At 67.5% G+C, this 12,889-nt stretch carries 14 protein-coding genes, 1 tRNA gene and 1 pseudogene; 8 read left to right on the top strand and 8 right to left on the bottom strand.

Translation table 11 applies throughout. The features are described from left to right. Window positions 1-127: 127 nt before the first annotated feature. The gene (locus ACFWXQ_RS43600) at window positions 128-667 is read left to right on the top strand and encodes a hypothetical protein (RefSeq protein ID WP_383942664.1); all 540 of its coding nucleotides are present in this window, start codon (window positions 128-130) and stop codon (window positions 665-667) included. A gap of 147 nt (window positions 668-814) precedes the next feature. On the opposite strand, the gene ACFWXQ_RS43605 is transcribed toward ACFWXQ_RS43600, so the two are convergent. From ACFWXQ_RS43605 to ACFWXQ_RS43615, 3 genes are all read right to left on the bottom strand, one after another. Beyond that, window positions 815-1,420 carry a tyrosine-type recombinase/integrase gene (locus ACFWXQ_RS43605; protein WP_383942710.1) on the bottom strand — a complete coding sequence of 202 codons (606 nt, stop codon included), beginning with the start codon at window positions 1,418-1,420 and terminating at the stop codon, window positions 815-817. A gap of 519 nt (window positions 1,421-1,939) precedes the next feature. Beyond that, window positions 1,940-2,185 (bottom strand): hypothetical protein, encoded by a 246-nt coding sequence (locus tag ACFWXQ_RS43610; protein WP_383942667.1) that lies wholly within the window; start codon window positions 2,183-2,185, stop codon window positions 1,940-1,942. Next, complete coding sequence (locus ACFWXQ_RS43615) at window positions 2,173-2,382, bottom strand: hypothetical protein (protein WP_383942712.1); 210 nt, start codon at window positions 2,380-2,382, stop codon at window positions 2,173-2,175. The genes ACFWXQ_RS43610 and ACFWXQ_RS43615 overlap by 13 nt, the downstream gene beginning before the upstream one ends. Before the next feature lie 316 nt (window positions 2,383-2,698). Here ACFWXQ_RS43615 and ACFWXQ_RS43620 point away from each other — a divergent pair. From ACFWXQ_RS43620 to ACFWXQ_RS43645, 6 genes and pseudogenes are all read left to right on the top strand, one after another. Continuing rightward, window positions 2,699-3,417 (top strand): annotated as a pseudogene (locus ACFWXQ_RS43620) (XRE family transcriptional regulator). A 2-nt stretch (window positions 3,418-3,419) separates the two neighbouring features. Further along, complete coding sequence (locus ACFWXQ_RS43625; RefSeq protein ID WP_383942670.1) at window positions 3,420-3,890, top strand: NUDIX domain-containing protein; 471 nt, start codon at window positions 3,420-3,422, stop codon at window positions 3,888-3,890. 263 nt (window positions 3,891-4,153) lie between these two features. Beyond that, the gene (locus ACFWXQ_RS43630; RefSeq protein WP_383942672.1) at window positions 4,154-4,432 is read left to right on the top strand and encodes a hypothetical protein; all 279 of its coding nucleotides are present in this window, start codon (window positions 4,154-4,156) and stop codon (window positions 4,430-4,432) included. A gap of 17 nt (window positions 4,433-4,449) precedes the next feature. After that, complete coding sequence (locus ACFWXQ_RS43635; protein WP_383942675.1) at window positions 4,450-5,094, top strand: hypothetical protein; 645 nt, start codon at window positions 4,450-4,452, stop codon at window positions 5,092-5,094. Window positions 5,095-5,154: 60 nt separating this feature from the next. After that, on the top strand, window positions 5,155-5,883 hold the full coding sequence (locus ACFWXQ_RS43640; protein WP_383942678.1) for a hypothetical protein: 729 nt from the start codon (window positions 5,155-5,157) through the stop codon (window positions 5,881-5,883). Between the two features lie 337 nt (window positions 5,884-6,220). Beyond that, entirely contained in the window at window positions 6,221-6,430 is a 210-nt protein-coding gene (locus tag ACFWXQ_RS43645; protein WP_383942681.1) for a hypothetical protein, read from the top strand. 139 nt (window positions 6,431-6,569) lie between these two features. Here ACFWXQ_RS43645 and pth read toward each other — a convergent pair whose 3' ends face one another. From pth to ACFWXQ_RS43670, 5 genes are all read right to left on the bottom strand, one after another. Continuing rightward, on the bottom strand, window positions 6,570-7,181 hold the full coding sequence (gene pth / locus ACFWXQ_RS43650; protein WP_383942684.1) for an aminoacyl-tRNA hydrolase: 612 nt from the start codon (window positions 7,179-7,181) through the stop codon (window positions 6,570-6,572). 94 nt (window positions 7,182-7,275) lie between these two features. After that, window positions 7,276-7,863, bottom strand: a complete 588-nt coding sequence (locus tag ACFWXQ_RS43655; RefSeq protein ID WP_383942686.1) for a 50S ribosomal protein L25/general stress protein Ctc — start codon at window positions 7,861-7,863, stop codon at window positions 7,276-7,278. Window positions 7,864-8,063: 200 nt separating this feature from the next. Beyond that, window positions 8,064-9,035: a ribose-phosphate diphosphokinase gene (locus tag ACFWXQ_RS43660; protein WP_383942688.1), complete on the bottom strand. Its 972-nt coding sequence runs from the start codon at window positions 9,033-9,035 to the stop codon at window positions 8,064-8,066. Between the two features lie 121 nt (window positions 9,036-9,156). Beyond that, window positions 9,157-10,605, bottom strand: coding sequence for a bifunctional UDP-N-acetylglucosamine diphosphorylase/glucosamine-1-phosphate N-acetyltransferase GlmU (gene glmU / locus ACFWXQ_RS43665; protein WP_383942691.1), 1,449 nt, complete (start codon window positions 10,603-10,605; stop codon window positions 9,157-9,159). 129 nt (window positions 10,606-10,734) lie between these two features. After that, a tRNA-Gln gene (locus ACFWXQ_RS43670) sits at window positions 10,735-10,806 on the bottom strand. A 310-nt stretch (window positions 10,807-11,116) separates the two neighbouring features. Between ACFWXQ_RS43670 and ACFWXQ_RS43675 the strand changes: the two genes are divergently transcribed. After that, window positions 11,117-12,445, top strand: coding sequence for a sensor histidine kinase (locus tag ACFWXQ_RS43675; RefSeq protein WP_383942694.1), 1,329 nt, complete (start codon window positions 11,117-11,119; stop codon window positions 12,443-12,445). Window positions 12,446-12,889: the final 444 nt, after the last annotated feature.

Raw genomic sequence — 12,889 nt, forward strand, 5'->3', positions numbered from 1 at the left:
TGCGCCACTGGTGGCGTCTAGAAGCCACATCCAGCTAGCTGCACGTGCGCAGATGGGGCTTGTCCGTATCAGGTTGTGGAACAGGGCCGGCCCGGCCGGAGGCAGTGTCCTGTTCGAAGGAGACCTGATGCTCGACGACGGAGCCATCGGAGTCGGTGACATCCTCGGAGTGTCACGTTTCGTGCAGAACATCGGGGAGCCTGGCGCGCATCGCATCAGAGTCGCGGTCGATGCTCCCGGGGTTGCTTCCCGCGTCGATGTAGTCATCGATTCGGGATGTGACGGGCGAGCGCTGACAAGCGTGGATGGTTTGCCGTTGCCTCAGTTTGTAGTTGCCGAGAATTTCACTCTCGGCAGATCTGATGAACTCGGGCTGATTCTTTCGGCGCATGATATGCCGCACAACCGCCTCGCCGCCTCGTTCAAGGTGATCAAGTTGGCCGCAGAGTCAGACCCTCTGGACCGTGTGAAAATTCTCAGAGAATTTCGAATGCGCATGGTCTGCGAGTGGCTCAGGTGGCTTGCGCCAGTGGCCTCTATGGGTGTGGCGTCCGTGATGGGTAGTTATGTGTCCGAACGCCTGGACGCGGCGACGATGGCAGATCTCGACCGCGCTTCAGCAGAGCTTGCTGCGGATGTGCTTGATCGTCTGACCGCTGACCGCTAGCAGCGACGCGCCACCAAATATCGTATACGATAGCAAATTTCGCCCTCATTGAGCTGTGCTCGGTGGGGCCGATGTGGCGTTTGACGGCAGTAATTGACGGCAACGGCCGCGACACGGGTGTGTCCGCGGCCGTTGCCGTGTGGTGCGTCAGGGGCGGTCGAGAGCCACGCCGAGGGTGTCGAGGGCTTGGCGTTGGAGGCGGAGTCGGACGTGGGCGTAGACGGTGGCGGTGACGCCGATGTGGGCGTGGCCGAGGAGTTTCTTGATCACGACGAGTTCGACGCCCTGTTCCAGGAGCAGCGTGGCGGTCGAGTGTCGGAGGTCGTGGAAGCGGATGCGGCGGAGGCCGGTCGGGCGGAGGAGCCTGGTGAAGGTGCGGGTGAGCTTGGCCAGCCTCTTCTTGCTGAGGCCGGGGATGAGGTACCGGGTGACGCAGGTGGTGTAACGGGTGTTGGTGTTCTCGCGGAGGTGGTGGACGGCGACGTTCTCCAGCCAGTACGTCAGGTACGCGGCCATGCTGCCCTGCGCGGAGGGGACGGGGAGGCCGCGGTTGCTGGCGGCGATCTTCTCGGTGAGCTTGGCCAGGGCTTCCTTGCGGGTGGTGCCGTAGACGCGGACGCGCTTGCGGGTGTTGCCGGGGGCGAGGACGTATCCGGCGGCTTCCCAGCGGCTGTCCTTGCGCTGGTATACGGTTCCGTCGCCGTTGGCGCGGGAGCGGGTGCGGGGGGAGGAGGCGGGGCGCGGCGTGGTCAGGCAGCGGCTTCCTGTTCAAGGGCGTCCCGCTGACGCGGGCCGCCGCGCGCCGGCGGTCGGTGACCGCCGCCTGCTCCTGTCTGCCGCCCCGCTGGCGACGGCCGCCGACCACTCGGCGCGCAGAGCCCGGGAGCTTAGGCCGGACCACCAATCGGAAGCCCCGGGCCGACCGCTCAGCAGCAGACTGGCCGGGCACCTGAGTGGCCGCCCGGCGGGCTCGCACCGTCCCGGACGCCCGTGCTTGCTGCCTGGCTGGGGCCGTGACGATGGAGATAACTGGGCTGATGCCGGTGCGGGGTTGAGCGAGACACACGTGGCGGGTGGTCGGTCGGCGCGCCCGTCGTCGTGGCTGACTTTCTGTGGCAGAGGCCAGAACCCCCACAGCCATGCGCACGGCACGCACGTGAGGCCCGTCCCCGCCGGGGCTGACGAGTGCGGGGGAGCCTCGATCGGCTGCGCCCGGCAGGGACGGGAGTCGGGTGGGTCAGCGCGGTGCGGCGCCTGGGCGAGCGAGGTGGGTCACGTCTGGCGCCAGGTCCGCCAGGGGCGGGTGATGATCTCCTGGTAGGTGTGGTGGGACGGGTTCTGGCCGCAGTGCCGGAGTACCCAGTCCTGCGGTTCGGCGAAGTCCTCGCTTGTCGGCGAGGTCTCTCCGTCCACGGCGCACTGCATCGCGTACAGGACCGGCTCCGCGTCCGGCTCGCGGTCGGGCTGGAGCGTCCAGGTCTCATAGCGCAGGACCGAGCGAGGGGTCACCGTCCCCACCTCCGGTTGGCCACGGCCACCTTCGCGCTCAACTCCTCCGTCGGAGTCGGCGTACGTACGTCCTCGGGCGGCACGTCCCACTCCCGGCCACCGCGCGGTGGCCGAAGCTGCACGTACGTCCCCACATGCCCCATCACCACGCCCACCTTGCCGCTCCGCCGGTCGACCACCAGGGCGCCGGCATCGGGCGAGACGATGTGCCCGTCGGCATCAGGGGTGGGGGGCCGTCACCGTGACCACACCGGTGAGGCGGCGCGCGACCGGGCGTCCAGTCGCAGGGCGGGAACACGTGGGGTGGCGCTCATTCGCACGGTGGCGCTCCTCGGCGGCGTTGATGCGTGCCCCTGGGCCTGTTGGTGCCGCGGGGTCGGCACCGATCGTCACGCCGGTCACCGGGACGAAGGAACTGCCACCAAACCCCACTTCGGGACGTTCTGCACCGTGTAGAACGTCCCTGGTGCCGTCCTGAGACGAAGGGGGAGACTCGTGCCGAACGAGAGACTGCGAGCCGTCATGGCGGCGCGAGGCTGGACGTACGCCGCACTCGCTCAGCAGGTCGAGGTCGACCCCAAGTCGGTCGAGCGCTGGGTGAACCTCGGGCGGACCCCACGCCGTGCCACAGCCCTGCAGGCGGCCAAAGCCCTGAGAGAAGACGTGCACGCACTCTGGCCGCGCTCCGCCAGGCCCGCCCCGCCCGCGCCATCAGCCCCGAACTGGTCGCGCTCTACGAACAGCGGGCCGACCTCCCCGTCTCGACGTTCACCGACCTGATGGCCCAAGTCCGGGAGCGGATCGACATCCTCGTCTACGCGGCCGTCTTCCTCCACGAGGCGTACCCGCGGCTGAACGAACTCCTCACCGAACGCGCCGCCGAAGGCTGCATCGTCCGCATCGCGATCGGGGACCCCGACAGCGACAACGTCCAAGCCCGCGGCCAGGAGGAGCGGTTCGGCCATGGCATCGAATCCCGCTGCCGCCTCGCGCTCATGCACTACAGGCCGCTCGCCGGCACCCCCGGCATCGAAGTCCGCACCCACGCCACCACGCTCTACAACTCCCTCTACCGCGCCGACGACCAGCAACTCGTCAACGCACATGTCTGGGGCGTCAACGTCTACGCCGCGCCCGTGTGGCATCTTCGCAGGCACCAGGAGAGCGGCATGTTCGACACCTACGCCGACAGCTTCGACGCCGTGTGGGCGACCGCAACCCCCGTACGAGAGGAAGACTGACCGTGGCCCGCACCGAGTACTACGACGACCCCAACGCGCCTAAGCCGAACAGCATGGTCGTCGCCGCATCTGCCGTCGTCACCGACGACCACGGGCGCATCCTCCTCCAGCGCCGCCGCGACAACGACCTGTGGGCATTGCCCGGCGGAGGCATGGACCTCACCGACTCTCTGCCCGGAACAGCCGTCCGAGAGGTCAAAGAGGAGACAGGCCTCGACGTCGAGATCACTGGCCTGGTCGGTACATATACCGATCCGAAACACATCATCGCCTACACCGACGGTGAGGTTCGCCGTCAGTTCAACGTCTGCTTCACCGCCCGCATCACCGGCGGCCGGCTGGCAATCTCCGACGAGTCCACCGAACTCCGGTTCGTACCGCCGGAAGAGATCGAGCAGCTGCCGATGCACCACACCCAACGACTCAGGGTCCAACACTTCCTGGAACAGCGCGAAAAGCCGTACCTGGGCTAAACCGTCTGACGGCAGTAGCGACGGCAACAACCCCGCACAACCACGCACGTCACCGGACCAGCAAACCGCGCTTGACCTGCGAAAAAGCAGGTCGAAGACTTCGCTTAGCACACGTACTATGTGCTGGCGGGTAAAAGTCCGGTTCTCGTTCACAATTGTGGTGGAGCCGGTAGCACTGCGGATCTGTCCACGCCGGAACTGATCCAGGAGAGCGCAGATCGGGCTGAAGCCCGGATCCCCGCGGGAAGTAGTAGGGCCGGGGGTTGTTCCAGAAGCTCAAGTACGCCGAGACGGTTCTCAACCGCTACCAGTCGATCTTCGAAGACCCCGGGCTTGTCGCGGAGCGAAGCTATCTCAACGGGCGACAGGTACCGCACGGAACCCAGGGAAGCGCACGACCAGACGTGTACGATCCGTCCACAGGAATTGCGTACGATTACAAATTCACGAAGAACCCGCCTGGCATCGGCAAGTCCCAATGGGACAAGAACGCTAATCACGTACCAGGCCTCTACCTGACCGTTCCGGTGGTGCCAAGGTGACAAGAATAAACAAGAGAATGGCCGATAAGATCACTTCGGATTGGGCTGAAGTATTCCCGGACTTCTCCGTCTGGCGGTCCCTGCATCTATTGCGTCGAATTGGCCCGGTCGTCCAAGGCGTCATCCTAGACAAGTCGACAGCTGGTGACCAATACTATCCGACCGTCCATATTCATTCGCTGGCGCAAGACTTCCCCGTGATCTCACTAACTCTGGCGCAGAGGCTCGTGAAGGGGGCCGGCGTGCAAGAGTCGATTGATGTCGGTCGCCACTCGGAGGGGTTTCGTTCGGCTGCCGCACGGCTCGAATCGCAGAGCGAACTTCCACTTCGGTCCGTCCCTGAGCTGACAAAGATCGTCGGACTCTTGCGTAAGTTCGCGGTGGCAGCACAGAAGGGACGCCTTCCTGAGGCGGTTCCGGAGCTTGAAGGCAGCGTTCTCGTTCCTGCGGCTTCAGAAAACCCCGAAGACGTCGAGGAGAGCCTGAAGATCGTGGAACAGGTCTCAGCCCGGTGGTCTGGCTACGAGTCTCCCTCGAAGTGGGCGGATACCCGCGACTGGCTCGACTGGCTCAGGGCATCGGCTGCTGACGGTCCCGGGTTGGTGTCTGTCGTCGAGGGCCAGATTGCGAAGCATGGGCTTGGCGAAATCCGTTCCTGGTAACGGTGGTCGTAGGGTGATGGTCCGCGTCGAAAGCCTCAATCACCTTCTGGGAGGTGGATAGTGGATCGCTTGCTGAAAATAGCTGGCCCGGCGCTTTCAGGTGAGGAGCCGAACCTGGACGATTGCTCATCCCTGGGATCCATCGGAACCGAGTTGCACCAGATGCGGAGGAAGCGGAACGGCTTCTATGCCTTTGAATCTGCCCTTCACGTGTTCTCCTCAAATAATCGCACGCAGCGAGGTCAATCGATTGACTCCTGGGATGCAGCGAAAGGCTGGCTCGATTCCTATGGACTGCTGCAGCCTCGGCTGGTCCTCTTCGCGGAGGATGTATTCGGGGGGCAGTTCGGGACCGACGGCACCGGGATCTACTCCCTCAATCCTGAAACGGCGGCTCTGAGCCATGTGGGGGCCACTCTGGGAGAGTGGGCAGAACGCGTCCTGGATGACTATGCCTATATGACCGGATATCCGGTGGCGCACGAATGGCAGAGTCGACACGGAGAAATTCCCGCCGGGCATAGGCTAATTCCCAGGATTCCTTTTGTATTTGGTGGAGCGTACTCTGCCGACAACATGATCCTGGGTGAATCCGTAGCAGCTATGCGTTACTGGGGCAAGATCGCGAACTCGATTGCGGGGGTCTCGGACGGTGCGCAGCTGACGTTCGACCCATCGGTCGTATTGAGCATCCGCTGTGCCGCCGACGGGTCGGATGGTTCAGGTATTTGCCGATGCTTCGCACCTGACGGTGACACTGGGGTGTCGGAGACTGATTCGAGAGGGTGACAACTCGGACCGGAGTCGCCTGCCGCGCAGCGCGGTTCCGTCTACCCGCGTGGTCATGCACGCGGTCCGAGGCCCCTGGGTAACGGGCGATTCAAACGGAAGCCTGCCTCACGATGGGGCGCAGAGGGCTCTCCCGCTTTTTCCGTGAGCGGGAGTTGGGGCGGAGGTGTTTCGAACGTGAGGAGTGGGCATGCGGCGAGAGTGGGGGATCGCTGCGTCGGTGGTGCTATGCACGCCGGCGTCCGCTTGTGAATTCGGGCCCTTCAGGTGACAGAGTCTGAATGGCCGTGCCGGTGAGAGAGGTTTTGAATGTCAAGAACTTCTCTCCGCGAGCTTCATGAGGACCGGTCGCGAGCAGGTCCGGGCCGCCGTCCTGCGTTCCCCGGCAACCGACATGACCTTCCCGCCGCCGAGCTTCAGCCGCAGCACCGCCGCACCTCCGCAGAGCGGCCCCGGGCGTCCGTACACCTCGGAGCGGCCGTCGCAGCGCCCGGAGGCGGAGGAGGGGCGTGGCCTCGATCTTGTCCAGGCCTGCGCCGACCTGTGAGTGGGGGCAAGCCCTGGCCAGGAACGGTAGGAGGGGCAAGCTCGTGTGGTGTGACTTGGTTGCTGTGGTGGCCGTCTGACCGGGGTCTGGCCGTTGGTCCGCCGTGCTCAAGGAGAGATGGGCACGTACTTCACCGCAGTCACGAGTTGTACGTCGACTGCGCCCGCTCCAGGCCCTCGATCACCAGAGCCTCCACCGCGTCCGACGCGCGGTCCACGAAGTAGTCCAGTTCCTTGCGCTCCGGCGACGCGAAGTCCTTCAGGACGTAGTCGGCGACCTGCATTCGGCCCGGGGGGCGGCCGATGCCGAAGCGGACGCGGTGGTAGTCCGGGCCCATTGCCTTGGTCATCGACTTCAGGCCGTTGTGGCCGTTGTCGCCGCCGCCGAGCTTCAGCCGCAGCACGCCGTAGTCGATGTCGAGTTCGTCGTGGACGGCGACGATGTTCGCCGTCGGCACCTTGTAGAAGTCGCGCAGGGCCGTGACCGGGCCGCCCGACAGGTTCATGTACGACATCGGCTTGGCCAGGATCACCCGGCGGTTCGCCGGTCCCGGCGGGCCGATGCGGCCCTCGATCACCTGGGCCTGCGCCTTGCCGGCCCGCTTGAAGTTGCCGCCGATCCGGTCGGCGAGCAGGTCGGCCACCATGAAGCCCACGTTGTGGCGGTTCCTGGCGTACTCGGGGCCGGGGTTGCCGAGCCCCACGATCAGCCAGGGGGCGCCTGGTTCCGTGGTCACGTCCGTGTCTCCCATGGGTCCTCGATCGGCGGGCTCTGCGGATCAGGGATACGCGCCGGCCGCCGCCCCCTCGGGAGCGGCGGCCGGCACACGGTGATCCGGTGCGGGATCAGGCCTCGGCGGCCTCGTCGCCCGCGGCGTCCTCGGTGGGCTCCTCCGCCTGGGCGGCCAGGACCTGGAGCACGACGGCGTCCTCGTCGATGACCAGCGTGGTGCCCTCGGGGAGCGGGATGTCCTTGGCGGCGATGGAGGCACCGGCCTCCAGGCCCGCGATGGACACGGTGACCGACTCGGGGATGTGCGTGGCCTCGGCCTCGACGGTCAGCGTGCTCAGCACGTGCTCAAGGAGGTAGGCGCCCGGGGCCAGCTCGCCCTCGGTGTGGACGTAGACCTCGACGGTGACCTTCTCGCCGCGCTTCACGGTGAGCAGGTCGACGTGCTCCAGGTAGCCCTTGATGGCGTCGCGCTGGACGGCCTTCGGGATCGCCAGCTCGCTCTTGCCCTCGATGTCCAGGGTGAGCAGGACGTTCGGGGTACGCAGGGCGAGCTGCAGCTCGTGGCCCGGGAGCGTGATGTGGACGGGGTCGGCGCCGTGGCCGTAGACGACCGCGGGAACCTTGTTCTCACGGCGGATGCGGCGGGCGGCGCCCTTGCCGAACTCGGTGCGGGTCTCGGCGGCGAGCTTGACGTCGGCCATGGTCACTCCTCGTAGATCAATCGGGGAAGGTGGTCACCCGGCCGAACATCGGCCTGCTACGAAGAGCGCGTCGATAACGGACCGCCGCACCAAAGAGTGCGGCCTCCCTCGCCGAGCAACTGTGACAGCTTACGGGGCGGGGAGGCCGTACAAGAAATCGATCTACGCGGCCCGGCGGGACCGGCGGATCCGATTCTCGGCTACTCGTCGAACAGGCTGGTCACCGAGCCGTCCTCGAAGACCTCACGCACCGCGTTGGCGATCGTCGGCGCGATCGACAGCACGGTGATCTTGTCGAGCTCCAGCTCGCCCGGGGTGGGCAGCGTGTCCGTGAAGATGAACTCGCTGACCTTGGAGTTCTTCAGCCGGTCGGCGGCCGGACCGGAGAGCACACCGTGCGTGGCCGTCACGATGACGTCCTCCGCACCGTGCGCGAACAGCGCGTCCGCGGCGGCGCAGATCGTGCCACCGGTGTCGATCATGTCGTCGACCAGGACACAGACCCGGCCCTTCACGTCACCGACGACCTCGTGGACCGTGACCTGGTTCGCGACGTCCTTGTCGCGGCGCTTGTGCACGATCGCCAGGGGCGCACCCAGACGGTCGCACCAGCGGTCGGCCACGCGCACGCGGCCGGCGTCCGGCGAGACGACCGTGAGCTTGGAGCGGTCCACCTTGTGGCCCACGTAGTCCGCGAGCAGCGGCAGCGAGAACAGATGATCCACCGGGCCGTCGAAGAAGCCCTGGATCTGGTCGGTGTGCAGATCGACCGTCAGAAGGCGGTCGGCACCGGCCGTCTTCATCATGTCGGCGATCAGACGGGCCGAGATCGGTTCACGCCCGCGGTGCTTCTTGTCCTGCCGGGCGTAACCGTAGAACGGCATGATCACGGTGATGCTCCGGGCGGAGGCCCGCTTCAGAGCGTCGACCATGATGAGCTGCTCCATGATCCATTTGTTGATCGGAGCGGTGTGGCTCTGGATGAGGAAGCAGTCGGCGCCGCGGGCCGACTCCTCGTAGCGGACGTAGATCTCGCCGTTGGCGAAGTCGAAGGCCTTCGTCGGGACGACCCCGACACCCAGCTGGTGGGCGACCTCCTCGGCAAGCTCGGGGTGGGCGCGGCCGGAGAAGAACATCATCTTCTTCTCGCCGGTCGTCTTGATCCCGGTCACAGCACTGTCTCCTCAGAGGTGTCTCAGCTGGATGTTGAGATGTGTTCTCAGATGCGGTCCCAGCTGGGTGTGCGGGTGTGCATCTATCACGGTACGCCGAGTCCGACCCGCCGCTTTCCGGTCAGCTTTCGTCGGCCGACTCCCGGGCAGCCGCCTCCGCCGCCTTCGCGGACGCGCTTCCCGGACGCTTCCTGGCCACCCAGCCTTCGATATTCCGTTGCTGGCCCCGGGCGACGGCCAGTGAACCGGGCGGCACGTCCTTGGTGATGACGGAGCCCGCGGCGGTGTAGGAGCCGTCCCCGACCGTGACAGGCGCCACAAACATGTTGTCCGAGCCCGTCTTGCAGTGCGAGCCGACCGTGGTGTGGTGCTTGGCCTCGCCGTCGTAGTTCACGAAGACGCTCGCGGCGCCGATGTTCGTGTACTCGCCGATCGTCGCGTCGCCCACGTACGAGAGGTGCGGGACCTTCGTGCCCTCGCCGATCGAGGCGTTCTTCGTCTCCACGTACGTACCCACCTTGGCCTTCAGCCCGAGGCGGGTGCCGGGGCGGAGATACGCGTACGGACCCACGTTCGCCTGGGGGCCGACCTCGGCGCCGTCGGAGACCGTGTTGTCGATACGGGCGCCCGCGCCCACCCTGGTGTCCTTCAGGCGGGAGTTGGGGCCGACCTCGGCGCCCTCGGCGAGATGCGTGGCGCCCTGGAGCTGGGTGCCCGGGTGCACGATCGCGTCCTGCTCGAAGGTGACGGTGACGTCGATCCAGGTGGAGGCCGGGTCGACGACGGTGACGCCGGCGAGCATCGCGCGGTGGAGCAGCCGGTCGTTGAGGATGCGGCGGGCCTCGGAGAGCTGGACGCGGTTGTTGATGCCGGCGATCTCGCGGTGGTCGCCCGCCACGGAGGCGCCGACGCGGTGCCCGGCCTCGCGGAGGATGCCGAGGACGTCCGTGAGGTACTCCTCGCCCTGGCTGTTGTCGGTGCGGACCTTGCCGAGCGCGTCGGCGAGGAGCTGTCCGTCGAAGGCGAAGACACCGGAGTTGATCTCACGGATCGCACGCTGGGACTCCGAGGCGTCCTTGTGCTCGACGATCGCGGTGACCGCGCCGGAGACGCCGTCGCGCACGATGCGGCCGTAGCCGGTGGCGTCCGGGACCTCGGCGGTGAGCACGGTGACCGCGTTGCCGTCGGTGGTGTGGTTGGCGGCGAGGTCGCGCAGGGTCCCGCCGGTGAGGAGGGGCGTGTCCCCGCAGACGACCACGACGGTTCCGTCGATGCCGCCGCCCAGCTCCTCCAGGGCCATCCGTACGGCGTGGCCCGTGCCGTTCTGCTCGGCCTGCACGGCGGTCCGTACACCCGGAGCGGTGTCGGTGAGGTGCGCGGTGACCTTCTCGCGGGCGTGGCCCACGACGACCACCAGATGCTCGGGCTCCAACTCGCGTGCGGCGGCGAGTACATGGCCGACGAGAGAACGGCCACAGATGTCGTGCAGGACCTTGGGTGTGGCCGACTTCATACGGGTGCCCTCACCCGCTGCAAGAACGACGACGGCTGCCGGGCGGTTGGCGCTCACGGGGATGCCCTTCGGCTTCGGATGGCTGGGGTGCCTTTGGGGAGTGGACATCCGCAGGATACCGGGGCGTTGTGAGGGAGAAATGGGAGCGGGCCCTGACAGTGCGGTCGGGGCCCGGTTCGCGTAGGGCTCCCCCGCCAGGACTCGAACCCGGACAGATGGCACCAAAAGCCACAGTGCTGCCAATTACACCACGGGGGATGGAACTCAACGGGACCGGAGATCCGGTCGGGCTGCCGAGTCGACATCCAACACTATGCCGTACCGGGTGCCTTCGGTGCGACGGTACTTCGACGGTGCCGGGGTGGATTCGGGTGGTGCGGGGCGGGCGTGGGGCTGGGTGCGGGGCGACTCAGGGGCGACTCAGGGGCGACTCCGGGGTGGCTTGGGGTGGTTCTGGGTTTTCGGCGGATTGCGGCGGGTTTCGTGTCTGTTCGATTACGGCGAGTGGTGTAGGCCAGTACGCGAAACTCACCGGAAAAGCGACGGGGGGCGACCGTAGGCTGGAGGCATGACCACGACGGGGGAAGACCACACCGCGACCCTGACCGGGCCGTGGTGGTGGGCGAGGTGGCGCAGCGCGGTACTCGACGGGAGCCTCGCGCTGGTGTCCGCCGTGGAGTGTGCGATCGAGGGATATCCCTTCGCGGACGCGGCGGGCGTGCCGGTGCCCGCGGGGATGGTGTTCGGGGCTGTTGCCGGGTCCGTGCTGTTGTTCCGGAGGCGGTGGCCCATCGCCGTGGTGCTGGTGTCGATCGCCATCACACCGGCCCAGATGGGGTTCCTGATGGGGCTCGTCGGGCTCTACACGCTCGCCGCGTCCGAGATGCCCCGGCGGATCATCGGGGCGCTGGCCGGTATGTCGATGGTGGGCATGCTCATCGTCACGTACGTGCGCGCGCACCAGGGGATGGTGCGGGGCGACCTGCAGATGGTGGGCGACTGGTTCGTGCCGTTCGTGTCCATCACGACCTCGCTCGGGATGACCGCGCCGCCGATTCTGCTCGGGTTGTACGTGGGCGCCAGGCGGCGGCTGATGGAGAGTCTGCGGGAGCGGGCCGACTCCCTTGAGCGGGAGTTGCAGCTGCTGGCCGAGCGGGCCGAGGAGCGGGCGGAGTGGGCGCGCAACGAGGAGCGGACCCGGATCGCCCGCGAGATGCACGACGTCGTCGCGCACCGGGTGAGTCTGATGGTCGTGCACGCGGCGGCCCTGCAGGCCGTCGCGCGCAAGGACCCCGAGAAGGCCGTCAAGAACGCCTCGCTCGTGGGCGACATGGGACGGCAGGCGCTGACCGAGCTGCGGGAGATGCTGGGGGTTCTGCGTACGGGCGAGGGGGGTTACGGGGGTTCCTCCGTGCGGATGCAGACCGTGCCGCTCGCGGCGGTGGGCGTCGCGGCCGCCGCCGCGGCGTCCCGGGCCGTGGACGAGGAGACGGGGGACGGACCCTGCCTCGACGACCTCCAGGAGCTGGTGGGGCAGTCCGCCGCCGCGGGAATGGTCGTCGACCTCTCCGTGGAGGGGGACGCCCGGGGCTACGCGGCCGCGGTGGAGCAGACCGCCTATCGCGTGGTGCAGGAGGCGCTGACCAACGTCCACAAGCATGCGGCCGGGGCGAAGACCCGGGTCCGGGTCGCGCACCGCGGCGCCGAGATCGCCATGCAGGTGGAGAACGGCCCCCCGCCCGAGCCCGGCGCCGCCTCCGACGCACGGCTGCCCAGCGGGGGGAACGGCCTGGTGGGGATGAAGGAGCGCGTCCTGGGCCTCGGAGGCGTCTTCGTCTCCGGCCCGACCGACGCCGGCGGCTTCCGAGTCTCGGCGGTGATTCCGGCGGAGGCGTGAGCGACGGTTGCCGGCGCGGGCCGGGCCGTTTTGGGGTGAGCAAGTCCGTTCTCGGGTGAGCCGGGCCGTTCTGGGGTGAGCCGGTTCGGGGGCGGGTCCGGAGCGGATCTGGTGCGGAGCGAGGAAACCGGGCCGGACTGGATCTGCCCGCGGTGAACCGGCCCGGGGTGGAGTTCGACCGGCCCGGGGCGGTGGGCCGGGATGGACCGAGCCGGAGCGAGCCGGCTGAACCGGAGCGAGCTGGGACGGGGTGAGTCCGGCAGGGCCGAGTCGGGACAGGTCCGGGTGAATCCGACGGTGTCGAGCCGAGCCGGAGCGAGCCGGCTGAACCGGAGTGAGCCGGGCCGAGCCGAGTCGGGGCGAGTCCAGCAGCGCCGAGCCGGGGCGGGACAGGGCCGGTTGAATCCGACAGTGTCGAGCCGAGCCGGAGTGAGTCTGCCGAAT

The sequence above is a fragment of the Streptomyces sp. NPDC058697 genome, assembly GCF_042715345.1.
Lineage (GTDB): Bacteria > Actinomycetota > Actinomycetes > Streptomycetales > Streptomycetaceae > Streptomyces > Streptomyces liliifuscus.

Coding starts and splice junctions, on each gene's coding strand:
- ACFWXQ_RS43645 (WP_383942681.1), top strand. CDS start 6,221: ATGAGGACCGGTCGCGAGCAGGTCCGGGCCGCCGTCCTGCGTTCCCCG.
- ACFWXQ_RS43655 (WP_383942686.1), bottom strand. CDS start 7,863: ATGGCCGACGTCAAGCTCGCCGCCGAGACCCGCACCGAGTTCGGCAAG.
- ACFWXQ_RS43600 (WP_383942664.1), top strand. CDS start 128: ATGCTCGACGACGGAGCCATCGGAGTCGGTGACATCCTCGGAGTGTCA.
- ACFWXQ_RS43635 (WP_383942675.1), top strand. CDS start 4,450: ATGGCCGATAAGATCACTTCGGATTGGGCTGAAGTATTCCCGGACTTC.
- pth (WP_383942684.1), bottom strand. CDS start 7,181: ATGGGAGACACGGACGTGACCACGGAACCAGGCGCCCCCTGGCTGATC.
- ACFWXQ_RS43675 (WP_383942694.1), top strand. CDS start 11,117: ATGACCACGACGGGGGAAGACCACACCGCGACCCTGACCGGGCCGTGG.